Source organism: Pseudoduganella violaceinigra DSM 15887 (genome assembly GCF_000425385.1).
GTDB classification, from domain to species: Bacteria; Pseudomonadota; Gammaproteobacteria; order Burkholderiales; family Burkholderiaceae_D; genus Rugamonas; species Rugamonas violaceinigra.
In genome coordinates this window covers 433,447-454,793 of the sequence record NZ_KE384357.1, presented here as the reverse complement: position 1 = coordinate 454,793, position 21,347 = coordinate 433,447, and the positions used below count along the sequence as shown (strand labels likewise).

The window sequence follows — 21,347 nt, the reverse complement described above, 5'->3', positions numbered from 1 at the left end:
TGAGAATGGAATTCGAGGACTTTGACTTCATCACCAGCGAAGCGCCGGCGCGTATCAGCGAACCGGCCGATCCGCTGCAGCGGCTCAAATACCTCGTCGACAACACGCCCGCCATCATCTACAGTACGGTGCCGAGCGGCGATTTCAAGATGACCTTCGTCAGCGCCAATGCGCACAATGTGCTGGGCTACCGGCCCGAGGAGATGCTGGCCGACCCCAACTTCTGGTTCGACCATATCCATCCGGACGACGCGCCGAGCATTTTTTCCAGCCTGGCGCAAATCTTCACCGAAGGCGAACGCGCCTACGAATACCGCTTCCGTACTGCCGACGGCCGCTACCTATGGATGCACGACCAGCTGCGCCTGATCCGCGATGCGCAGGGCGCACCGCTGGAAGTGATCGGTTCCCTGACCGACATCACGGACCGCAAGCAGATGGAAGAAACCCTGCTGCAGGCGCAGAACATGGCCTCGATCGGCCAGCTGGCGGCCGGGGTGGCGCACGAAATCAATAATCCGGTCGGCTTTGTCACCTCGAATATGGGCACCCTGAAAAGCTATGCCGACACCTTGTTCGGCCTGGTCGAACAGAGCACGACGGCGGAGCAGCGCAAGCAGGCCGATTTCGAATTCCTGAAGGAGGACACGGTGGCCCTGCTGCGCGAATCGATGGACGGCCTGCGGCGCGTGCGCGACATCGTGCAGGCATTGAAGGATTTTTCGGCGGGTGGCGACAGCCAGTGGCAGCAGGCCGACCTGCATGAAATACTGGACGGCGCGCTGCAGGCCCTGGCCAACGAATTGCGCTTCAAGATCAAGGTGGAAAAACATTACGGCGCGCTGCCGCCCGTGCGCTGCCTGCCGGCCCAGTTGCAACAGGTGTTCCGCAATATCCTGCTGAACGCGGTGCAGGCGATTCCCGACCAGGGCATCATCCGCATCGTCACCGGCGCCGACAGTGAAGGCGTGCATGTGCGCATCCAGGACAACGGCGCCGGCATCGCGCCTGACAATCTGGCGCGCATCTTCGACCCGTTTTTCACCACCAAGCCGGTCGGCAGCGGCATCGGACTGGGCCTTTATCTGGCCTACGGCATCGTCCACAAGCACGGCGGGCGCATCGCCGTGATCTCGGGATCCGGTAAAGGCTCCGCGTTCACCGTGCACCTGCCACTGCGCTGCGCTGAACCCAGATAGGCAGGCGGTGGCCGCTCTTTTTCTCGAAATCCTGCAATTGCTGGATCTTGCGCGCGTCAAGCGCATGGTCGGAGGCCAGCAGCATCAAGCCGTCGCGGCTGACCACGTCGCGCGATAGCACCATGCCCGGCACCAGCTCGCCGGACAGCAGTTCGACATCGGTGCTCTCCATGGCGCCGCGCACGCCGCCGTCGACCACCTGGCGGAAGGCTTGCACCACGGCCGGATCATAGCGCTTGCCGCTGCCGTCCATCACCAGCGATTTCGCTTCTTCCGGGCGCAGGTGGCGTTGCACCAGGGCGCCCTGCTGCAGGTTAAAGTAGTCGATGGCCAGGGTCAGGATGCGGGCGCCCACCGGGATCTCGAAGCCAGCCTGGCGGTCGGGGAAGCCCTGGCCGTCGAAGCGTTCCATCTGGTGGCGCACGATGGCGGCGGCGCCGGCCAGGTCGGTCAGCGGCATCAGCAAGTGTTCGCCCGAGATCGGGTGCTTGCGGAACTGCGCCAGCTGCTCGCCCTGCAGCATGGTCATCGGGGTGCGCAGCATCTCGTCCGAGAAGCCGATGCGGCCCAGGTCGTGCAGCAGGGCGGCGATGAACACGTCCTGCACTTCGTTGGGTTCCAGGTTCATCTGAGCCGCCATCTTGCGCGCCAGGTCGGCCACCTGGCGCGTGTGGCCGGGCAGGCCGGTGCCGCGCATTTCGGCGATGCTCGACAGGATCTTGATGGTGGTCAGGAAGTTGGCCTTGAGCTGGCGCGTGCGCTCCTCGACCTTTTGCTCCAGGCCGGAATTGAGGGCCTTCAGTTCCTCGTTCTGCTGCACGGTCAGCGCTTCCAGGCGCTGCTTTTCCAGCTCCAGCTGGTGCCGCTCGAGGGCGTGGCGCACGATCAGCAGGATGTCGTTGTCGTCCCAGGGCTTGGTGATATAGCGGTAGATCTCGCCGCAGTTGATGGCATCCTGGATCGACTGCACGTCGGAGTAGCCGGTCAATAGCAGGCGCACCGTGCCGGGCCAGCGTTCGCGCACCTGGGCCAGGAAGCGGGCGCCGTCCATCTCCGGCATGCGCATGTCGGAAATGACCAGGTCGACCGGCTGCTGCTCCAGCAGCTCCAGCCCCTGCGCACCGCTGATGGCCGTCAGCACCTCGTAGCCCTTGCCGCGGAATAGGCGGCGCAGGGAGGACAGGATGTTGGGCTCGTCGTCCACGCACAGGATGGTCATCATGGGGAGGCTTCCTTTTGCTCGCTGGGAGGGCGCTTCTGGGGCAGGGTGACGCGGAAAGTCGTACCCTTGCCCAGTGCGGAGTCAACGTCGATCCGGCCATGGTGCTTTTGCACGATGCCGTAGGAAAGGGACAGGCCAAGGCCGGTGCCCTTGCCGACTTCCTTGGTGGTGAAAAAGGGGTCGAAGATGCGGCCCAGGTTTTCCGGCGCGATGCCGCTGCCGTTGTCGCTCACGCTGAACCAGACGTGCTCGCCGTCGCAGCCGGTGCGGATCTCGATGCGGCCGCGCTGGGCGCCGATGGCGTGGGCGGCGTTGACCAGCAGGTTCATCGCCACCTGGTTGATCTGCAGCGGCAGGCATTCGATGTCGGGAATGGCGTCGTACTCGCGCACCACGTCGGCCTTGTATTTGATTTCGTTGGCGACGATGTTGAGGGTGGAGTCGATGCCTTGGCGCAGGTCGGCCCATACCCATTCCTGCTGGCTGTCGACGCGCGAGAAGTCCTTCAGGCCCTGCACGATGTGGCGTACGCGCACTATGCCTTCCTTCGATTCCTGCATCAGGGTCGGGATATCGGTGCGCAGGAATTCCAGCTCCACCTGCTCGCGCATGGCGCGCAGGCCCGCCGCGACGGCGGGATCGACGATGGCGCCTTCGGCTTGCTGGTAGGCGTCGAGCATGCAGAACAGGCTGTCCAGGTAGCTTTGCAGGGTGCCGAAGTTGGAGAAGATATAGCCGATCGGGTTATTGATTTCGTGGGCGACGCCGGCGGCCAGCTGGCCGATCGAGGCCAGCTTGTCGGACTGGATCAGTTGCTGCTGGGTGCGGCTCAAGGCCTCATTCACCTCGGTCAGTTCGATATTGCGCCGGCGCAGCTCCTCTTCGGCCAGCTGGCGCTGGCGGATGTCTTCTGCCAGCTGGGCCGTGCGCTGGCGCACCGTGTGTTCCAGGTTGTCGTGCGCGCGGCGCAGGGCGTTTTCCGCCACGCGCCGCTCGGTGACGTCGCGCAGGCTCTGGATGGCGCCAACCAGCTCGCCGTCGCGCCCGCGCAGGGGCGCGGCCGTGAACTGCAGCCAGTGCCCGGCCGCGCCGATATTCGGGAAAAAATCCTCTTCTTCGTAGGCGCCGTCAATCAGGGAAGAAGGGCGGTACTTGTCGCGGAAATTGCGGTCGGTGGCGGGATCGAGATTGTCGACGATCAGATCGGCCAGCAGGGCGCGCGGCTTGGTGTAGAAGGCTTGCCAGTGATGGCGGGTGCCGACCATTTCGTGCGTGCTCCAGCCCAGCAGGTGTTCGCACGCCTTGTTCCAGTGCGTGATGACATGGTCGCGGTCGATGACGAAGGTCGCAACAGGGTGCCCGTCCAATAATTCGGACAGGGCGATGGCCGTGCGCTCGATGGTCCTTTCGTCGTGGAAGCTACTCATGTCAAAGTGGCATCGGATGGGGACGAATCGATTATATATGTCAAAACGTGCGCGTGCGTCAGGTAACAGTCACAAATCCCGGGCTTGGGCAGGCTGGAGTTTTTGGGAGAACGCCATGAGCACCATTATTGCCGGACATTTTCAATTGCAGGAGACCGCGCTGGACGTGTGTGAAGCATTCAAGGCGGCCGGCTTCGCTGCCGACCGCATCAGCACGTTCTATAACAATCCGCCGGGGCAGCACGCGCTGACCCCGATCGGCGGCGACCGCATCGCCTCGCCAGGCGCCGGGCAAACGCCGGAAGGCATTGCCAAGGGCGAACTGACCGGCGGCGCCGTCGGCGCGGCGCTGGGCGCGGCCACCATTCCCGTCACCGGCCCGCTGGGCCCCGTGCTCGGCGGCCTGGTGGGCGCGCACGTCGGCTCGCTATACAGTTTTTCCGAAATGCAGGAGAAAAGTGAATCGGGTCCGCCGCCGCGCAAGTCCGGCATGATGGTGGCCGTCGCTGTGACGGGCGGGGACGAAGCGCGCGCCCTGGCATTGATGCGCCAGCAGGGCGCCGAAGGCATCGAGCGGGCCGAGGGCACGATCGAGGACGGCGACTGGAAAAATTTCGATCCCTTGTCAGTCCCGCAATTTGTTTGACCAGGCTGTTGCGGAATCCAAACGCCATCTGGGTGAAAAGTAATTTTCGGTATGATAGTTGCTACAATAAAAGCAGCGAACTAGACGTGGATCATGATCGCGGCGTGCCGTCCAGTACATCATCTGCCACAAGAGCCTCAGCGCTTGGTTTTCAGGGGGAGAGCGTCAATGACACAGGCATGGGTAGTCCTTTCGCGGCCCGACCGCCGCGATATTTCGGCGCCGACCGAAGCCCAACTGGTGGCAGCACTGGCGGATGTCTACGGCGGCAAGATCAACGGCCCCGATGGCATACCCGGCAGCGCCACGCTCAAATTCGGTTATGACGATGGCCTCATGTACCAGGTGGAAGTGGGACAGGATGGTGCGGTCCGCTATGAAGAGTGGTCGGACCGCGATTGCGAACTCGCCCTGGCCATGCCGCGCCATATGAGCTGCAAGCAGGAAGACGCCCTGCAGATCTGGAAGTGGCTGGCGCTGCGTCAGGTGTCCAAGATCCGCAACCAGGCTTGGCTATCGGACGGTTAATGCGGACGGTTAATGCGGACGGTTAATGCGACATCAGCAAGGGCAGGGTGCTGGCGTCGAGCACGCTGCGCGTGACGCCGCCCAGCAAGGTTTCGCGCAGGCGCGAGTGGCCATACGCTCCCATCACCAGTAAATCGCAATCGCGCTCGGCGGCCAGCGCCAGCAGTTGCCCGCCGACGTCGCCGGGCCGTTTCAACAAGCCCGGGCGCCCGCTTTGGCCCTGAACCAGGGCCGCCATCACGCCGTGCCGCTCCAGCCAGGCCAGCACCTCGCTGCCGGGCGGTTGGCCGAACACGCCGGGGCGCGCTTCGGCATCGATGATGGCCACGGTCACGCGGTCGGCCCGGCGCAGCAGGGGCAGGGCGTCCTGCAGTGCGCGCCCCGCTTCGCGGCTGGCGTTCCAGGCGGCCAGGATGTGGCGCGCCGGCGCCGGTGCGCCGGGACTGGCGATGCCGTCGCGCGTGACGGCAATGGCCGACGAGGTGCGGGCCGCGAACGGCAGCACCATGACCGGTTTGCCGCTGCCGGCCAGTACTTCGGCCGGCACATCGGCGCCGCGCCCGCGCGGGTCGAGCTGGCCGACGATCACCAGGTCGGCGTGGCGGGCCATCAGGCTCAGGCCGGCGGCCGCCTCGTCGTCGAGGATGCGCTGTTCGAACGATTGCACGCCCAGCGCCCGCAGGCGCGGCGCGAATTCGGCCAGCGCCTGGCCGGCGCGCTCGCGCAGGATGCCGAGGTGGCGCGCCAGGTGGGGATCCTGGTCGTCCACGGTTTCGTTCTGGTACAGGAAGCGCGAGATGCCGGTGGTGGCCACTCCCACCACATGGGCGCCTTCCTGCAGCGCCAGTTCGCCCGCCAGCAGGATGCGCGCTGCGCTGTGCGGTGCGTCATCGACATGCACGAGGATGGTTTTGTAGGCCATGGTTTCGCCTCAGCGCAGGGCGGCCGTCGCTTTCTCCAGCCGCGTCTGGCAGGCGATGCACAGCGGCGCTTCGGGCCGGGCATTCAGGCGCGAGAAGGGAATTTCATTGCCGCAGTTATCGCACAAGCCGTAGCTGCCCTCGTCGATCTTGGCCAGGGCATGGCGGATACTGCTGAGCTGGGCCTGCTTGTGCTCGTCGGCCTCCAGCTCGAGCTGGTTCAAGGTGCGGTTGCTGGCGCTGTCGGCCGGCGAGGTTTCGATCTCCTCCACCGCGGGCACGCGCGCCAGCTCGCCGTCCATGCGGCCAGCCAGCTGCTGCAGCAGCGCGACCTTGCGTTGCTCCAGTAAGGCTTGCAAGGATGCAAGCTGTTCGCGCGACAGGCCCATGACGGTCTCCACGAATTCATTGTTCGGAAGACCATTGTATGCCTGCCGCGTTGTTTACGCACTCCCGCGTGCCTGCCGTGCGGCCAGCTGTTTTTTCAGGCTTTGCAAGGGCGCGGCCAGGTGCTCGGGGCGCGCCGCCGCGATCGCCGCCGCCATCGCCAGCAGGTCGGCACTGACCCCGGCCAGTTCCTTGACGCGGTCGATCCGGCGGATCGCTTCGCGCGCCTGGGCCGCCAGACGCAGCAGCTCGGGCAGGTTGACGCCCATGCCTTCCAGCGAATGGCTGGCGGCATCCACATACAGGCTGTTGGCTTGCTGGCGCAGCGCCACCTCGTTTTCGAACAGGGCCTGGGCGGCGCCCTGCGTCAGGGGCGTGGCGACATCCACGCCGTCGCCGCCATCCAGGCGCTGCTGGCGGCGGATGCCGCGCATGATGCGCTCGTGCAGTGCATCGGCGCTGGCCGACAGGCTGTCGGCCAGGGCTTCCAGGTCTTGCGGCAGGTCGGCGGTCAGGCTCATGGCAGGGCTCCTTGGGCGGTCAGTGGCGGGACGGCGCTGGCAGGCGGCAGGGGATCGAGGCCGCGGTACAGGGCCGCGTGGCGTTCGCGGAGGGCGTCGACATTCTGGGCGGCCAGGGTATGGCGCAGGCCCAGCAGGCGGTATTCGCGCAGCTTCTCCTGCTGGTGCGAACGGGCCAGCGCCAGCAGCAGGCGTTCGCGCGGCGCGTTGGCGTAGGGGATTTCCACTTCCAGCATGCCGAGCACGATGTGCTGCTCGTTATCGTGGGTCTTGTCGAAGTAGCGCAGCAGGGTATGCATGGCATCGAGCGTGCCCTGCAGCGGTTCGTAGCCATCGCGCAGCATGGTTTGCACGGCCTGGTCCTGGGCCCGGCCCGTGGCCGCGCGCAGCAACAGGCGTACCAGCGCGGCGTAGGCGTTGACGTGGCGGTCGGTCAGGCCGGTGTCGGGCCAGGCCTTGATGCCCTCGGCCATCTGCTTGACCTGGTCGCCGTAGTTGAAGGTGTCGCCGCCGGCCAGGGCGCCCAGGGCGCGCAGGTAAATGGTGGCGGCGTCGTGCAGGGCCACGAAATCGGGATAGGCATCGCGCCGCTTGCGGTCGATGGCTTCCTCGCGCTGGGCCGATGCAGGGTTGAGGTAGGGCTGCTCGCGCTGGTAGGTGTCGCGGAAGCGCTGGCTAAGCTCGCTGAAGCCGGCCAGCTTGGGGGCTTCCTCGGCGAGGCTGCGGACTTCCTGCAGGCGCGGACTGCTGGCGCAGGCCGCCAGCAGCAGGCAGGACAGTATGCACAGGTAGCGTTTCATGATGGGTCTCCTCGGGCGGCAAGGACCATCTTGCACCCGGGGGCGGACGGCGCGTTTGCGCCAGCGCAAAGTTCAGGCGCGCAGGTAAGGTGCGAGCCAGGCCAGGCTGTCTTCGGTACGGGGGGACGGCAGGTACTCGCAGCCGATCCAGCCCGGGTAGGCGAGCTCGTCAAGCAAGCGGAACAGGAAGGGGTAATGGATTTCGCCGGTGCCCGGCTGGTGGCGGCCCGGCGTATCGGCCAGCTGCATGTGGCGGATATGGGGCAGGCAGGCGCGGATGGTATTGGCCAGTTCGCCTTCCATGCGCTGCATATGGTAGATGTCGTACTGCAGGAACAGGTTGGGGCGCGCGGCGTCGGCCAGGATATCGAGCGCCGCGCGGCTGTGGTTCAGGAAATAGCCGGGGATGTCATAGCAGTTGATCGGCTCGATCAGGACCTCGATGCCGTGCGGCGCGAACTGGTCGGCCGCGTATTGCAGGGCGCGGACATAGGCCGCGCGCGCCCGATCCGGCGCCAGGCCGCCGGGCAGGATGCCGGCCATGCAATGCACGCGCGGCACGCCCAGTTCCCTGGCATATTCAAGGCCGAGCTGGACGCTGTCCTGGAATTCCGCGAAGCGGCGCGGATCGCAGGCCATGCCGCGGTCGCCGGCCTGCCAATCGCCGGGCGGCAGATTATGCAGCACCAGCTGCAGCTGGTGGCGCTGCAGGCGTTCCTTGATTTCGTCGGAATCGAAGGCGTAGGGGAAGAGGAATTCCACGCCGGCAAACCCGGCCGCATGCGCCAGCGCAAAGCGCTCGAGGAAAGGCGCCTCGGTGAACAGCATGGACAGGTTGGCAGCGAACTTGGGCATGTTCGCGATTATAAATAAATGTCCCCCGTGGGGTCAGGAAGCCATGCGGACATTTTCTGCCTTACGGAAAAAAATGTCCGCACCTGTTCCTGACCCCACGGGGGCCAAAAATTGCTTTAGCGGGTGCGCTGGCGCGGGGCGTTGGATGGGCGGGCGCCGCCGGCGCCGCCACCACTACCGGCTGGGCGGGCGTCGCGGCGGATGCCGGCCGGGGCCGCGCCGCGCGGGGCGCCGCCGCCATTGCCGTTGCCATTGGCCGCTACGCGCGGCTTGCCCTGGCCGTTCTGGCTGCGGTTGCCGCCGCCATTGCCATTGCCATTGCCGCCTTGGCGCGGCGGACGGTTCTGGTGGTGGCCGACGCCGCTGCGCAGCTGGATCGGCTGGGCCTTGGCGTTCGGGTCCGGTTCGAAGCCGGCAATGACTTCGCGCGGCAGCGTCTGCTTGATCAGGCGTTCGATGTCGCGCAGCATGCCGTGTTCATCGACGCAGACCAGGGAGACGGCCTCGCCCTTGGCGCCGGCACGGCCGGTGCGGCCGATGCGGTGCACATAGTCTTCCGGCACGTTCGGCAAGTCGTAGTTGACCACGTGCGGCAGCTGGTCGATGTCGATGCCGCGCGCGGCGATATCGGTGGCGACCAGGCATTGCAGCGTGCCATCCTTGAATTCGGCCAGGGCGCGGGTGCGCGCGGTCTGGCTCTTGTTGCCGTGGATGGCCATGGCTTTCACGCCATCGCGTCCGAGCTGTTCGACCAGCTTGTTGGCGCCGTGCTTGGTGCGCGTGAATACCAGCACCTGGGTCCAGGCGTGGGTGCGGATCAGGTGCGACAGCATCGGATGCTTCTTGTCGCGGTCGACCGGGTGGATCTTCTGCGAAATGATTTCCACCGTCGAATTGCGGCGCGCCACTTCGATGGTCTTCGGCTTGTCCAGCAGGCCGTCGGCCAGGGCCTTGATCTCGTCGGAGAAGGTGGCCGAGAACAGCAGGTTCTGGCGCTTCGGCGGCAGGGCGGCCAGCACTTTGCGGATGTCGCGGATGAAGCCCATGTCCAGCATGCGGTCGGCTTCGTCCAGGATCAGGATTTCAATCTTGTCCAGGTTGACGGTGCCCTGGCCCATGTGGTCGAGCAGGCGGCCCGGCGTGGCGACCAGGATGTCGACGCCGTGCTTGAGCAGCTTGATCTGCGGGTTGATGCTGACGCCGCCGAAGATCACGGCCGAATTCAGCTTGGTGTACTTGCCGTAGACCTTGACGCTTTCTTCCACCTGGGCCGCCAGTTCGCGGGTCGGGGTCAGGATCAGGGCGCGGATTGGGCGCGGCGAGGTGGTGTTGGCCAGCTTGCTGCCGACGGCGTCGGTGGACAGGCGGTGCAGCACGGGCAGGGTGAAGCCGGCGGTCTTGCCGGTGCCGGTCTGGGCGCCGGCCAGCAGGTCGCCGCCATCGAGTACGGCGGGAATGGCCTGGCTTTGAATCGGGGTGGGGGCTGTATAGCCGGTTTCGGCGACTGCGCGCACGATGGCATCAGACAAGCCGAGATCGCTAAAGTTCATAGTTATAGTTATGGAAATTGTGTGTAAATTATTGCCAAGCGGAAACGTCGGCGCTGACTGGAGTATAACAGTAAAGCCTGCTTCGTTGACGCACGGCAATAACAAAGAGGCCCCGCGGGGCCTCTTCTGTGGCGGATCTGGGCTTGAATTTATGCAAACTCTGCCAGCAGGCCAATCATTTGGCCGAAGACTTTGGGCGAGGCGGCGATGATATTGCCGCTATTCATATAGTTGGTCTCGCCGTTGAACTCGGCGGCAATACCGCCCGCTTCGGTCACCAGCAGGGCGCCGGCAGCGATATCCCAAGGCTTCAGGTTCTTTTCGTAGTAGCCGTCCAGGCGGCCGCAGGCCACGTAGGCCAGGTCCAGGGCGGCGGAGCCGGCGCGGCGGATGCCGTGCGAGCGCTCGGCCATGATGGTGAACATCTTGGCGAATTCGGCGATGGCAGCCGGGCTGCCTGGCTTGTAGCCGGACGCGAGCAGGGCGCCGCTGATGCGGTCGAGTTTGTTGACGCGGATGCGCTTTTCGTTCAGGTAGGCGCCGGCGCCCTTGCTGGCGGTGAACAGGTCATTGTGCACCGGGTCGTACACCACGGCCTGGGTCACCACGCCTTTCTGCTGCAGGGCGATGGAGATGCAGTACTGTGGGAAGCCGTGTATGAAGTTGGTGGTGCCGTCCAGTGGATCGATGATCCACACGTATTCGCTCTCGTCATTTACGGTGCCGGTGATGCCCGACTCTTCGGCGAAGATGGCATGGTCGGGGTAGGCCTTCAGCAGCACCTCGATGATTGCCTGCTCGGCGGCCTGGTCAACATCAGTGACGAAGTCATTGTGTTGTTTTTCAGTTACGCTTACGCGATCCAGATCAAAGGATGCGCGGTTGATCACAGCGGCGCCACGGCGCGCGGCCTTGATGGCCGTATTCAGCATTGGGTGCATACTAGCTTCCGTAAAATAGACATTGCCGCCCACGGAAACGCTTCGCGCATCCGGCAGCGGAAATGATGACAAGATTGAAAAAGAGCGGTGCGTTGTGCGGGCAGAGTAAAATGCGGCCCAACGCAGAATCCCGCTATTGTAAATGAAGCCGACCGAAACCGCATCCTCCGCCTTCCACCGCCTGCGCGTCATCCTGGTGGAAACCAGCCGCCCGGGTAATATCGGATCGGTGGCGCGCGCCATGAAAACCATGGGGTTTTCCGACCTGGTGCTGGTCAGCCCCCGCTTTGAAGGGGCCTGCGAACACGAGGAGGCGGTGGCATTCGCCTCCGGCGCACAGGACATCCTGGCCTCGGCGCGCGTGGTCGGCAGCATGGCCGAGGCATTGACGGACATCCATTTCACGGCCGCCGTGTCGGCGCGCCTGCGCGAGTTCTCGCCGCCAGTGGTGACGCCGCGCGAGTTCGCCGGCCAACTGGCCGGCGCGAGCGAGCTGCGTGCGGCCCTGATCTTCGGCAATGAGCGTTTTGGCCTGCCCAACGAGATCGTAGAGCCCTGCAATGTGCTGGTGAATATTCCCGCCAATCCCGATTATTCCTCGCTGAACCTGGCGCAGGCGGCGCAGGTGCTGGTCTATGAATGCCGCATGGCGGCGCTGGACGGGCAGCGCGCGGCCAGCCCGGTCGGCTTCCAGGGCGAGGCGGCCAGCGCGGCCCAGATCGAAGGCTTGTACCAGCACCTGGAGCAGGCACTGGTGGACGTCGGCTTCCTCGACGCGAGCAATCCGCGCAAGCTGATGCCGCGCCTGAAGCGCATGTTCGCGCGCGCTGGCCTGGAGACGGAGGAAGTCAACATCCTGCGCGGCATTGCGCGCCAGATGCAGGCCCGCAGCCGCAAGGATTAGAGGCCATTCTCTAGCCGCGGCCCGGCTGCGTCCTTAGAATCCTCCCTATAACAAGAGGAGACTAGATGCAACGCAGATCATTTTTGAAGGCTGGGCTATTGGGCGGCCTGGCGCTTATCGCGGGCGGGGCCGTGTACCGGCAACTGCGTCCTGCCGTGCCAGAGCGCTTCGCCCTGGACTCGCAGGGCCGCACAATGCTGGCGGCGCTGCTCCCGGCCATCACCGGTTTGTCGCCGGCGCGGCCGGAACTCGATGCCGGCATCGAGCGTGTGGCCGGCGCTATCCAGGGCTTGCCGCTGCGCGTGCAGAAGGAAATCAGCGACCTGTTCGGCCTGCTGTCCATGGCGCCCACGCGGCGCCTGCTGGCCGGCGTGCCGGCTTGGCCGGAGGCGACGCCGGCCGAGGTGGCGGCCTTCCTGCAAAGCTGGCGCACCCACCGTACGGAAATGCTGCAGACGGCCTACCACGGCCTGCACGACTTGGTGATCGGCGGCTGGTATGCCGAGCCGTCCACCTGGGCGGCCATCGGCTATCCCGGCCCGATGAAGGAGTTGAGCGCATGAGCAGCCCGATTCCCGATCCGATCCAGGCCGGCATCGCCGCCGGCTGGCAAGTCATCGATGCCTCCACCTTGCAGCAGGACCGCAGCTTCGACGCCGACGTGGTCGTGGTCGGCACCGGCGCCGGCGGCGGCGTGACGGCGGAAATCCTGGCGCAGGCCGGCCTGAAAGTCCTGATGGTGGAAGAGGGCGCGCTGAAGTCGTCGCGCGACTTCAAGATGCGCGAGGCGGACGCCTACCCTTCGCTGTACCAGGAATCGGCCGCCCGCAAGACGGTCGACAAGGCGATCAATATCCTGCAAGGGCGGACCGTGGGCGGCACCACCGTCGTCAACTGGACGTCCAGCTTCCGCACCCCGGCCGATACGCTGGGCTGGTGGCAGTCCCGCTACGGCTTGCGCGACTACAGTGTGGAAGGCATGGCGCCCTGGTTCCAGAAGATGGAAGAGCGCCTGCATATTGGCGACTGGCCGACCCCGCCCAACCAGAACAATGACCTGTTGCGTGTCGGCGCCGATAAGCTGGGCATCACCACAGGCCTGATCCGCCGCAACGTCAACGGTTGCTGGAACCTGGGCTATTGTGGCATGGGGTGCCCGACCAATGCCAAGCAATCGATGCTGGTCACCACCATCCCCGGCGCGCTGGAAAAAGGCGCCATGCTGCTGACCCGGGCGCGCGCCGAGCGCTTCAGCCTGGCGGGCGGCCAGGCGACCGCGCTGGAATGCGTGGCGCTGACCGCCGATGGCCAGGCAGCGAGCGGACGCCGCATCACGCTGAAGGCGCGCCATTTTGTCGTGGCCGGCGGCGCCATCAATTCGCCGGCCTTGCTGCTGCGTTCCGGCGCGCCCGACCCGCAGCAGCTGCTTGGCCAGCGCACTTTCCTGCACCCGGTGGTGATTTCGATGGGGGCTTACCGGCAGCCGGTGGAAGCCTTTAGCGGCGCCCCGCAGACCGTGTATTCGGACCATTTCCTGCATACCCAGGCGGTGGACGGGCCGATGGGCTACAAGCTGGAAGTCGCGCCGCTGCACCCGGTGCTGGGCGCGACCACCTTGTCGGCCTTCGGCGCCAGCCACGCCAAGCTGATGCAGCGCTTTGCCCAGGTGCAGGGCATGCTGGCGCTGCTGCGCGACGGCTTCCATCCGGAGGCGGCCGGCGGCCGCGTCACGCTGCGCGGCGACGGTTCGCCGCAGCTGGATTACCCGCTGACGCCGTACTTCTGGGAGGGCGCGCGGCGCGCCTTGCTGACCATGGCGGAAATCCAGTTCGCCGCCGGCGCCGACGCCGTCAGCCCGGTGCACGAGCTGGTCAAGCAGCCGTACGCCAGCTGGGACGAGGCGCGCCAGGGCATCGCCGCGCTGCCGCTGCAAAAGCTGCTGACGCGCGTGGTCTCGGCCCACGTGATGGGCGGCTGCGCCATGAGCGGCGACGCCGCCAACGGGGTGGTGGCGCCGGATGGCCTGTATCGCGGCATCGGCAACCTCTCTGTCCATGACGGCTCGCTGTTCCCGACCTCGATCGGCGCCAATCCTCAGTTGTCGATCTACGGCGTCACGGCCCGGCTGGCGAGCGGCCTGGCCGAGCGCCTGGGCGCGAAGGGCTGATCGATGGTGAAGCGCATGCTGATGCTGGTGATGGCAGTGCAAGTCGTGGCCGCGATCGGCATCGCATGGGCTCTTTCGCACTGGGTGCCGGCCGACGTGGCCTTGCTGCTGGCGGTGCTGGCGGTCCTGCTGGCGCGCCTGGCCATCACGGCCAATAATTTCCGCATGACCTTGCGGCCGGTGCCGGACAGCGCGCAGCTGGACTGGCCGCAACGCCTGCAGCTGTTCTTCCACGAGTACGTCTCGACCCTGTCGGTGACTTCCTGGCATATGCTGCTGCACCGGCCGCGCCTGCACCTGGCCGCTGCGCCGCGCGGCTTGCCGGTGCTGCTGGTGCACGGTTACGGCGCCAACGGCGGCTTCTGGGTGCACTTGGCCGCGCAGCTGGAGGAACAGGGCTACAGCCACGCCACGGTCGATCTGGAGCCGGTATTCGGCGATATCGAGCAGTTCGCGGTCCAACTGGAGCAGGCCGTCCAAGGCTTGCTTGCCGCAAGCCGCAGTGACAAAGTCATCATCGTGGCGCACAGCATGGGCGGCCTGGTGGCGCGCGCCTGGCTGCGCCGATTTGGGGCGCAGCATGCGGCGCGCATCATCACCCTGGCCACGCCCCACCATGGCACCGACCTGGCGCACATGGGGCCGGGCCACAACGCGCGCCAGATGCGCCGCGACGCCGAGTGGCTGGCGCAGCTCGATGCCGCCGACCGCCCCCAGCGCGGCTTGTTGACTTCCATCTACTCCTGGCACGACAACATCATCGCGCCGCAGAATTCCTGCCACCTGCCCGGCGCCCGCAATATCGCGCTGCCGGGCGTCGGCCACGTCGCCATGGGCCGCCATCCCGCGATCGCCAAGCACATTCTTGCGGAGATTTTGGGGATCACTTAGACTGTCTTGAGGCCAAGCAAGAAGCGCTGCTGCAAGGGATGTGGAATTCTGTGAGTTTCAATCAGAAAGCAGGACGATGGCGACCGAATTCGGCAAGATCGATCATGTGGACACCCTGGACGCTGAAGAACGTTTCGGCAGCCTGCTCGAATCCATGCCGGATGCGATTTTCATGGCCAATGAATGCGGCCGGATCGTGCTGGCCAATAGTCCGGCGGAGGATTTGTTCGGCTACCTGCCGGGCGAAATGCAGGGCATGGAGATGGCCGCCGTGCTGCCGGCCGGACCGGCAGCGAGCGGCCTGCGCAAGGGCGGCACGTTCTTTCCGGTCGACGTCAAGAGCGGCCGGGCCAGCGCCGGCAGCGCGCTGCTCCAGGTCCATGCGGTGCGCGACATCAGCGAACTGGCGCAGGCCGGCCAGGCCAAGGACCGCTTCCTTGCAAGCATGTCGCATGAACTGCGCACCCCGCTGAATGCCATCATCGGCTTTACCGGCACATTGCTGATGCAGCTGCCCGGGCCATTGAACACGGAGCAGGAAAAGCAGCTGCGCACCGTGCAAGCGAGCGCCCGCCACCTGCTATCCCTGATCAACGACTTGCTCGACCTGACGAAACTGGGCTCGGGCAAGGTCGAATTGCATCGTGAACCCCTGAACTGCCGCGCCCTCATCGAGGAGCTGGCGCTGGTGTTCCGGCCGCAGGCGCGCGAGAAGGGCCTGGTGCTGCAATTCCGTGCGCCGTCGCAGGCGGTGATGCTGCGCACCGACCGGCGCGCCCTGCAGCAGATCCTGGTGAATCTGGTGAATAACGCGATCAAGTTCACCGAGCGCGGGGAAGTGCGCATCGGCCTGGAACGCAGCGTGGCGGACGGCAGGCCGGTCGTGCAAGTGAGTGTCAGCGACACGGGCGGCGGCATCACGGAGGACAGCCTGCAGCAACTGGGCATCCACCTGAGCCATAAATTGGCCGCATTGTTGGATGGATCGATCCGGTATTTCGATAAACCGGGCAACGGCAGCATATTTGTGCTCACACTGCCGCTGGAATAGCGGATACTAGAGACGACACAATGACGGGAGTACCAATGTCCGCGCGCATCCTCATCATTGAAGACAATCCCACCAATATGGAGCTAATGGTGTACCTGCTGCGTGCATTCGGCTACCAGCCCCTGCTTGCCCATAACGGCGAGGAAGGGGTGGCGGTGGCCCGGCGGGAGGTGCCGGACCTGATTATCTGCGACGTGCACCTGCCCAAGCTGGACGGCTACGGTGTGGTGGCCCAGCTGAAGCAAGATCCCAACCTGAAAGACATCCCGGCGCTGGCCGTGACGGCGCTGGCCATGGTCGGCGACCGCGAAAAGCTGCTGGCCTCCGGCTTCGACGGCTATATCGGCAAGCCGATCGAGCCCGACACCTTCGTGACGCAGATAGAGTCTTTTTTGCCGGGGGAGATGTCGCCCCGGGATGAGAACGACATCGCGACCATCCTGATCGTTGACGATCATGTGCTGAACCGGGAATTCCTGATGACGCTGCTTGGCTACAGCGGCCACCGGCTGCTGGAGGCGTCCAGCGGCATGGAAGGCTTGAAGGTGATGGAATCGGAAAAGCCGGACCTGGTCATTTCCGACATCCTGATGCCGAATATGGACGGCTACGAATTCGTCAACCGCATCCGCAGCCATCCGGAACTGGCGGATGTGCCGATCATCTTCTACACGGCGACCTACCGCGAGCGCGAGGCGATGGCGGTGGCCGAGGCCTGCGGCGTGCGCTGGGTGCTGCCCAAGCCTTCCGACCCCGACGTGATCCTGAAAACGGTGCACGAGGCGCTCGGCGTGGCGGAGCAGCTCGAGGTGCTGCCGGCGTTCGCCCCCGAGCCGCCCAGCCAGGGCCGCCTGTTCAATATCGAGAACAAGGTCGCTGAATATATCGACGAACTGGAGTCGAGCAGCCAGCTGATCACGCGGATTGCCAACAACGGCGAAGCGCACGACGGCGAGCCGGAACACCTGAAACAGATGACGGAGCGGCTGTCGCGCTCCCTTTCCAGCCTGCAGGCGGTCAGCCTGCGCCTGACGGCGCTGATCGAGCTGGGTATCGAGCTGGGCGCAGAGCGCGATGGCCAGGGCCTGATCGAGATCGGCGTGCGCGTGGCGCAGAATATCTGCGTGTCGCGCTTTGCCTGCATCGGCGTGCTGGAACAGGATTCGAACGAGACCAGCTATTTCGCCTCCTGCGGCACGGACGAGCAGGCGCACGTGGTGGCCGGCCAGCCGCGCGCCGGTATCCTGGACAGCCTGCTGCGGCAGCGCCAGCCGGTCCGCATGAGCCGCCTGGGCGGCGATCCGCGCGAAATCGGGCTGCCGGCCGGGCACCCGCAGGTGCATTCCTTCCTTGGCGTGCCGATCGCCTCGCGCGAGCGGGTGCACGGCTGGCTGTACCTGGTGGACAAGCTGGGCGCCGACGAATTCAGCGAAGTTGACGAACGGGTGGCGGTGACGGTGGCGGCGCAGATTTCGGTGGCCTACGAAAACCTGCTGCTGTACGAGGAAATCAGCCGCCACCACGCCCAGCTGCAGCTGGACATGAACGCGCGCATCCGCCTCGACGAAGACCTGCGCCGCTTCCGCCTGGCGATGGACGCGACGGCCGATGCGATCTTTCTGGTCGACCGCGCCAATTCCTGCTTCATCGACGTCAATGTGACGGCCTGCCGCATGCTGGGCTTCGCGCGCGAGGAATTCCTGAAAGTAGGGCAGGACCGCGAACTCGAGACGGGGCTGCGGCCGCTGCAGGACCTGTACGACAAGCTGCTGGCGGGCGACCAGAGCGGGGCGATGGCGGAGCTGCTGCTCGAATGTAAGGACGGGGCGCCGCTGTCGGTGGAAGTGCAGCGCCGCACCCTGCGCTCGGGGCAGAACTGGATCCTGGTGGCGGTGGCGCGCGATATCACGGAGCGCAAGGAAGCTGAGCGCCGCCTGCTCAAGCTGGCCCATTTCGACACGCTGACCGGCCTGCCGAACCGCAGCCAGTTCTACGATTCGCTGACGCTGTCGCTGAAGCAGGCGAACGAGCATGGCTGGGCGCTGGCGGTGCTGTTCCTCGACATGGACCGCTTCAAGAACATCAACGACACGCTGGGGCATACCATCGGCGACGAGCTGCTGCGCCAGTTCTCCAGCCGCCTGGTGGAGTGCCTGCGCGTGCGCGACACCATCGGGCGCTTCGGCGGCGACGAGTTCGCGGCGATCCTGATGCTGCCGGAAGGGGCGCAGAACGCCATCGCGGTGGTGGACAAGATCCGGGAATCGATGCGCCAGCCCTTCGACCTGAAGGGACACGAAGTGACGGTGACGGCCAGCATCGGTATTTCCGTCTTCCCGGAGGATGGCAGCGATCCGGATACCCTGATCCAGTATGCCGATACCGCCATGTACCGGGCGAAGGAGGCGGGGCGCGACGCCTTCCGCTTCTTCACGGCGGAGATGAACGCGCAATCGCTGGCGCGGCTGGACATGGAAAATGCGCTGCGCCGGGCCATCGACAATAACGAATTCCGGCTGTTCTACCAGCCCAAGGTGCATATCGCCTCGGGCCGTATCAGCGGCGCCGAGGTTCTGCTGCGCTGGGAGCGCCCCGGCCATGGCATGGTGTCGCCGGGGCTGTTCATCCCCCTGCTGGAGGAAACAGGGCTGATCGTGCGGGTCGGCAGCTGGGTGATGCACGAATCCTGCCGCAAGATTGCGGAATGGGCGAAAAGCCAGGTCGGCGCCGTGCACCTGTCGGTCAATGTTTCGGGCATCCAGTTCTTCGTCGGCGGCCTGGAAGAGGAGGTGATGCGGGCCATCAAGGACAACGATATCGCGCCGGAACTGCTGGAGCTGGAGCTGACGGAAAGCTCGCTGATGTCCAATGCCGAAGAAACCATCACGGTGCTGCAAAACTTGAAGGCGCTCGGCGTGAAGATCTCCATCGACGATTTCGGCACCGGCTATTCCTCGCTGGCCTATCTGAAACGCTTCCCGATCGACAAGCTGAAGATCGACATCGCCTTTGTGCGCGAGGTGACCAGTAATCCGGACGACGCGGCGATTGTGCTGGCCATTATCAATATGGCCCACAGCCTGAAGCTGAAGGTGATCGCCGAGGGCGTGGAAAAGGACGCCCAGCTGTCCTATCTGCGCCGCCACGATTGCGATGAGATGCAGGGCTACTATTTCAGCCGCCCCTTGCCGGAGGCCGATTTCGTGCAGATGCTGAACGAAGGGCGCCACTTGCAGGCGCCGAGCGACGAGAACATCGTCGACCAGCAAACCTTGCTGATCGTTGACGACGACGCCTTCATGCTCGACGTGCTGAGCGATTTCCTGGCCCAGGACGGCTACCGTATCCTGACCGCGCAGACGGCGGCGGAAGGTTTCGACGTGCTGGCGCGGCACCGGGTGCAGGTGATCCTGTGCGACCAATGCATGCCCATGATGACGGGCACGGAGTTCATGGAGCGGGTCAAGAATCTGGCGCCGGACACCTTCCGGATCATGTTGTCGGCCTATGCCGACCTGACGCCGATCATGGCGGCCATCAACCACGGCGCGATCGACCGCTTCTACACCAAGCCTTGGAAGGGCGCGGTGCTGCGGGAGAATATCCGCGAAGGCTTCCGCCTGCATTCGCAGCTGCGGGCGCCCCAATATCTGAACTGAAGGCCTTTAGAAGCCCGGTTCTAGAGTGCGCGGCATACAATGGCTCCAGGATAAATGGAGGAGCCGCCGCCATGGGGAAGAAGACGAAATCCTTTGAAGAAAGCGAAGAACGCCTGACCAAGGCAGTGCGCGAGTCCGCGCAAGAAATCTGGAAGGCCGGCCTGGGCGCATTCACGGATTTGCAGAAACGGGCCCGCGCCGTGGAAGGCGACCGCGCCAGCCACGTGGCCCAGACCGTCGACACCCTGGAAAAAGTGTTCGAGGAGCGCGTCACCCGGGCCCTGGACTCGATCGGGGTGCCGATGCGGCAGGATATCAATGCCTTGATCGAGCGGATGGAAGAATTGGGCCGCCAGGTGGACGAATTGAAGGCGCTGGTGAAAAAGCCCGTCAAAAAGACCACAATGAAAAAGGCCTAACTTTTGGAAAACTTCTAATAGTGATATCCTTGCAGGGGAATCAATAGAGCCCCTGTTATGCTACAAAAAGCGCCAAGACGAACCCGCGAACGCATCCTAGAACTCTCGCTGCGCTTGTTCAACGAGTTCGGCGAGCCAAATATCACGACCACCGTTATCGCCGAGGAGATGAACATCTCCCCGGGGAATCTCTATTACCATTTCCGGAACAAGGACGATATCGTCAATTCCATCTTCGTCCAGTTCAAGGCCGAAGCGGAACGGATGCTGCAGGTGCCGAGCGGCCGCCGCTCGAACGTGGAGGATGTCTGGCTCTACCTGCACCTGATGTTTGAGTTGATCTGGCGCTACCGTTTCTTTTACCGCGACCTGAACGACCTGCTGTCGCGCAACCGGAAGCTGGAGCTGGAGTTCAAGGAGCTGCTGGCCCACAAGATCAAGGTCGCGCGCAACCTGTGCCTGGACCTGCGCAGCGAAGGCTCGCTGGAGGCCAGCGATATGGCGATCGATGCGATGTCGGTCAATATGGTGGTGGTGGCGACCTACTGGCTGTCCTACGAATTCGTGCGCAACCCGCGCAAATACTCGGAACAGCAATCGATGGCGGATGCGCTGGCGCGCGGCTGCTACCAGGTGCTGTCCCAGATCGGCCCCTACCTGCGCGGTGAAACCAGCCTGCTGTTCCAGAAATTGTCCGAAGAATACCTGAAGAAGCTCAAATGAAATCGATTTGCGTGTATTGCGGCGCCAATGCCGGCGTCTCCCCGCGCTACGCCGAGCAGGCGCGCGCCCTGGCCGCCGCGCTGGTGGCGCAGAACCTGTCGCTGGTCTATGGCGGCGGCAATGTGGGCCTGATGGGCGTGATCGCCGACGAAGTGCTGCGCCTGGGCGGCGAGGTGACGGGGGTGATCCCGACCGCGCTGGTGGAACGTGAAGTGGGCCACAGCGGCCTGACGCGCCAGTTCATCGTCAAGGATATGCACGAACGCAAGGCCATGATGGCGCAGCTGTCGGACGGCTTTATCGCCATGCCGGGTGGTATGGGGACGCTGGAAGAACTGTTCGAGATGCTGACCTGGTCGCAGCTGGGCATCCATTCCAAGCCGGTCGGGCTGCTGAATGTGGACGGTTTCTACGACAAGCTGGTCGGATTTATCGACCACGCCCGCGACGAAGGCTTCATCAAGCCGCAGCATGCGGCCATGGTGCGCGTCAATGCCTCGCCGGCCGCGCTGGTGCAAAGCCTCAACAAAGCCTGAA

21 protein-coding genes are annotated in these 21,347 nt (G+C 64.8%); 12 read left to right on the top strand and 9 right to left on the bottom strand.

The features are described 5' to 3' along the window. The first annotated feature begins 5 nt into the window (after positions 1-5). Entirely contained in the window at positions 6-1,199 is a 1,194-nt protein-coding gene (locus H597_RS0121800) for a PAS domain-containing sensor histidine kinase (RefSeq protein ID WP_028103982.1), read from the top strand. Here H597_RS0121800 and nosR read toward each other — a convergent pair. Both nosR and H597_RS33510 read right to left on the bottom strand, forming a co-directional pair. After that, positions 1,159-2,421: a response regulator c-di-GMP phosphodiesterase, NosR family gene (gene nosR, locus H597_RS0121795; protein WP_028103981.1), complete on the bottom strand. Its 1,263-nt coding sequence runs from the start codon at positions 2,419-2,421 to the stop codon at positions 1,159-1,161. The genes H597_RS0121800 and nosR overlap by 41 nt on opposite strands. Continuing rightward, a complete protein-coding gene (locus H597_RS33510; protein WP_051294003.1) occupies positions 2,418-3,848 on the bottom strand; it encodes a PAS domain-containing sensor histidine kinase in 1,431 nt (476 codons plus the stop codon). Before H597_RS33510 ends, nosR begins: the two co-directional genes overlap by 4 nt. A gap of 115 nt (positions 3,849-3,963) precedes the next feature. Here H597_RS33510 and H597_RS0121785 point away from each other — a divergent pair, with 115 nt between their 5' ends. After that, positions 3,964-4,494, top strand: a complete 531-nt coding sequence (locus tag H597_RS0121785) for a glycine zipper domain-containing protein (protein ID WP_028103980.1) — start codon at positions 3,964-3,966, stop codon at positions 4,492-4,494. Positions 4,495-4,662: 168 nt separating this feature from the next. Then, the gene (locus H597_RS0121780; protein WP_028103979.1) at positions 4,663-5,022 is read left to right on the top strand and encodes a hypothetical protein; all 360 of its coding nucleotides are present in this window, start codon (positions 4,663-4,665) and stop codon (positions 5,020-5,022) included. A gap of 22 nt (positions 5,023-5,044) precedes the next feature. Here H597_RS0121780 and H597_RS0121775 read toward each other — a convergent pair whose 3' ends face one another. The 7 genes from H597_RS0121775 to H597_RS0121745 all read right to left on the bottom strand — a co-directional run bounded on the left by H597_RS0121775 (position 5,045) and on the right by H597_RS0121745 (position 10,987). Further along, positions 5,045-5,944 (bottom strand): universal stress protein, encoded by a 900-nt coding sequence (locus H597_RS0121775; protein ID WP_028103978.1) that lies wholly within the window; start codon positions 5,942-5,944, stop codon positions 5,045-5,047. 9 nt (positions 5,945-5,953) lie between these two features. Then, the gene (locus tag H597_RS0121770) at positions 5,954-6,331 is read right to left on the bottom strand and encodes a TraR/DksA family transcriptional regulator (RefSeq protein ID WP_035374861.1); all 378 of its coding nucleotides are present in this window, start codon (positions 6,329-6,331) and stop codon (positions 5,954-5,956) included. Positions 6,332-6,385: 54 nt separating this feature from the next. Further along, complete coding sequence (locus H597_RS0121765; RefSeq protein ID WP_028103976.1) at positions 6,386-6,850, bottom strand: hypothetical protein; 465 nt, start codon at positions 6,848-6,850, stop codon at positions 6,386-6,388. Next, positions 6,847-7,650: a hypothetical protein gene (locus tag H597_RS32010; protein WP_083941224.1), complete on the bottom strand. Its 804-nt coding sequence runs from the start codon at positions 7,648-7,650 to the stop codon at positions 6,847-6,849. The genes H597_RS0121765 and H597_RS32010 overlap by 4 nt, the downstream gene beginning before the upstream one ends. Positions 7,651-7,722: 72 nt before the next feature. After that, entirely contained in the window at positions 7,723-8,505 is a 783-nt protein-coding gene (gene otnI / locus H597_RS0121755) for a 2-oxo-tetronate isomerase (protein WP_028103975.1), read from the bottom strand. 116 nt (positions 8,506-8,621) lie between these two features. Continuing rightward, a complete protein-coding gene (locus H597_RS0121750) occupies positions 8,622-10,055 on the bottom strand; it encodes a DEAD/DEAH box helicase (RefSeq protein WP_028103974.1) in 1,434 nt (477 codons plus the stop codon). A gap of 149 nt (positions 10,056-10,204) precedes the next feature. After that, complete coding sequence (locus tag H597_RS0121745; RefSeq protein WP_028103973.1) at positions 10,205-10,987, bottom strand: inositol monophosphatase family protein; 783 nt, start codon at positions 10,985-10,987, stop codon at positions 10,205-10,207. Between the two features lie 151 nt (positions 10,988-11,138). Between H597_RS0121745 and H597_RS0121740 the strand changes: the two genes are divergently transcribed. The 9 genes from H597_RS0121740 (at position 11,139) to H597_RS0121700 (ending at position 21,346) form a co-directional block, all read left to right on the top strand. Continuing rightward, complete coding sequence (locus H597_RS0121740; protein WP_028103972.1) at positions 11,139-11,900, top strand: RNA methyltransferase; 762 nt, start codon at positions 11,139-11,141, stop codon at positions 11,898-11,900. A gap of 65 nt (positions 11,901-11,965) precedes the next feature. Continuing rightward, entirely contained in the window at positions 11,966-12,463 is a 498-nt protein-coding gene (locus H597_RS0121735; RefSeq protein ID WP_028103971.1) for a hypothetical protein, read from the top strand. Beyond that, positions 12,460-14,067, top strand: coding sequence for a GMC family oxidoreductase (locus H597_RS0121730; RefSeq protein ID WP_028103970.1), 1,608 nt, complete (start codon positions 12,460-12,462; stop codon positions 14,065-14,067). Before H597_RS0121735 ends, H597_RS0121730 begins: the two co-directional genes overlap by 4 nt. A 3-nt stretch (positions 14,068-14,070) precedes the next feature. Then, complete coding sequence (locus H597_RS0121725; protein WP_028103969.1) at positions 14,071-14,958, top strand: esterase/lipase family protein; 888 nt, start codon at positions 14,071-14,073, stop codon at positions 14,956-14,958. 76 nt (positions 14,959-15,034) lie between these two features. Beyond that, positions 15,035-16,009: a sensor histidine kinase gene (locus tag H597_RS32005; protein ID WP_051294002.1), complete on the top strand. Its 975-nt coding sequence runs from the start codon at positions 15,035-15,037 to the stop codon at positions 16,007-16,009. Between the two features lie 35 nt (positions 16,010-16,044). Further along, positions 16,045-19,668 carry an EAL domain-containing protein gene (locus tag H597_RS0121715; RefSeq protein ID WP_028103968.1) on the top strand — a complete coding sequence of 1,208 codons (3,624 nt, stop codon included), beginning with the start codon at positions 16,045-16,047 and terminating at the stop codon, positions 19,666-19,668. 71 nt (positions 19,669-19,739) lie between these two features. After that, positions 19,740-20,087, top strand: a complete 348-nt coding sequence (locus tag H597_RS0121710; protein ID WP_028103967.1) for a phasin family protein — start codon at positions 19,740-19,742, stop codon at positions 20,085-20,087. A 57-nt stretch (positions 20,088-20,144) separates the two neighbouring features. After that, entirely contained in the window at positions 20,145-20,810 is a 666-nt protein-coding gene (locus tag H597_RS0121705; RefSeq protein WP_028103966.1) for a TetR/AcrR family transcriptional regulator, read from the top strand. After that, positions 20,807-21,346 (top strand): LOG family protein, encoded by a 540-nt coding sequence (locus tag H597_RS0121700; RefSeq protein ID WP_028103965.1) that lies wholly within the window; start codon positions 20,807-20,809, stop codon positions 21,344-21,346. Before H597_RS0121705 ends, H597_RS0121700 begins: the two co-directional genes overlap by 4 nt. Position 21,347 lies beyond the last annotated feature (1 nt).

What these genes read in the sequence shown, in the direction of transcription:
- H597_RS0121800 (WP_028103982.1), top strand. Translation starts at nt 6, where the DNA reads ATGGAATTCGAGGACTTTGACTTCATCACCAGCGAAGCGCCGGCGCGT.
- nosR (WP_028103981.1), bottom strand. Translation starts at nt 2,421, where the DNA reads ATGATGACCATCCTGTGCGTGGACGACGAGCCCAACATCCTGTCCTCC.
- H597_RS33510 (WP_051294003.1), bottom strand. Translation starts at nt 3,848, where the DNA reads ATGAGTAGCTTCCACGACGAAAGGACCATCGAGCGCACGGCCATCGCC.
- H597_RS0121785 (WP_028103980.1), top strand. Translation starts at nt 3,964, where the DNA reads ATGAGCACCATTATTGCCGGACATTTTCAATTGCAGGAGACCGCGCTG.
- H597_RS0121780 (WP_028103979.1), top strand. Translation starts at nt 4,663, where the DNA reads ATGACACAGGCATGGGTAGTCCTTTCGCGGCCCGACCGCCGCGATATT.
- H597_RS0121775 (WP_028103978.1), bottom strand. Translation starts at nt 5,944, where the DNA reads ATGGCCTACAAAACCATCCTCGTGCATGTCGATGACGCACCGCACAGC.
- H597_RS0121770 (WP_035374861.1), bottom strand. Translation starts at nt 6,331, where the DNA reads ATGGGCCTGTCGCGCGAACAGCTTGCATCCTTGCAAGCCTTACTGGAG.
- H597_RS0121765 (WP_028103976.1), bottom strand. Translation starts at nt 6,850, where the DNA reads ATGAGCCTGACCGCCGACCTGCCGCAAGACCTGGAAGCCCTGGCCGAC.
- H597_RS32010 (WP_083941224.1), bottom strand. Translation starts at nt 7,650, where the DNA reads ATGAAACGCTACCTGTGCATACTGTCCTGCCTGCTGCTGGCGGCCTGC.
- otnI (WP_028103975.1), bottom strand. Translation starts at nt 8,505, where the DNA reads ATGCCCAAGTTCGCTGCCAACCTGTCCATGCTGTTCACCGAGGCGCCT.
- H597_RS0121750 (WP_028103974.1), bottom strand. Translation starts at nt 10,055, where the DNA reads ATGAACTTTAGCGATCTCGGCTTGTCTGATGCCATCGTGCGCGCAGTC.
- H597_RS0121745 (WP_028103973.1), bottom strand. Translation starts at nt 10,987, where the DNA reads ATGCTGAATACGGCCATCAAGGCCGCGCGCCGTGGCGCCGCTGTGATC.
- H597_RS0121740 (WP_028103972.1), top strand. Translation starts at nt 11,139, where the DNA reads ATGAAGCCGACCGAAACCGCATCCTCCGCCTTCCACCGCCTGCGCGTC.
- H597_RS0121735 (WP_028103971.1), top strand. Translation starts at nt 11,966, where the DNA reads ATGCAACGCAGATCATTTTTGAAGGCTGGGCTATTGGGCGGCCTGGCG.
- H597_RS0121730 (WP_028103970.1), top strand. Translation starts at nt 12,460, where the DNA reads ATGAGCAGCCCGATTCCCGATCCGATCCAGGCCGGCATCGCCGCCGGC.
- H597_RS0121725 (WP_028103969.1), top strand. Translation starts at nt 14,071, where the DNA reads ATGGTGAAGCGCATGCTGATGCTGGTGATGGCAGTGCAAGTCGTGGCC.
- H597_RS32005 (WP_051294002.1), top strand. Translation starts at nt 15,035, where the DNA reads ATGGCGACCGAATTCGGCAAGATCGATCATGTGGACACCCTGGACGCT.
- H597_RS0121715 (WP_028103968.1), top strand. Translation starts at nt 16,045, where the DNA reads ATGTCCGCGCGCATCCTCATCATTGAAGACAATCCCACCAATATGGAG.
- H597_RS0121710 (WP_028103967.1), top strand. Translation starts at nt 19,740, where the DNA reads ATGGGGAAGAAGACGAAATCCTTTGAAGAAAGCGAAGAACGCCTGACC.
- H597_RS0121705 (WP_028103966.1), top strand. Translation starts at nt 20,145, where the DNA reads ATGCTACAAAAAGCGCCAAGACGAACCCGCGAACGCATCCTAGAACTC.
- H597_RS0121700 (WP_028103965.1), top strand. Translation starts at nt 20,807, where the DNA reads ATGAAATCGATTTGCGTGTATTGCGGCGCCAATGCCGGCGTCTCCCCG.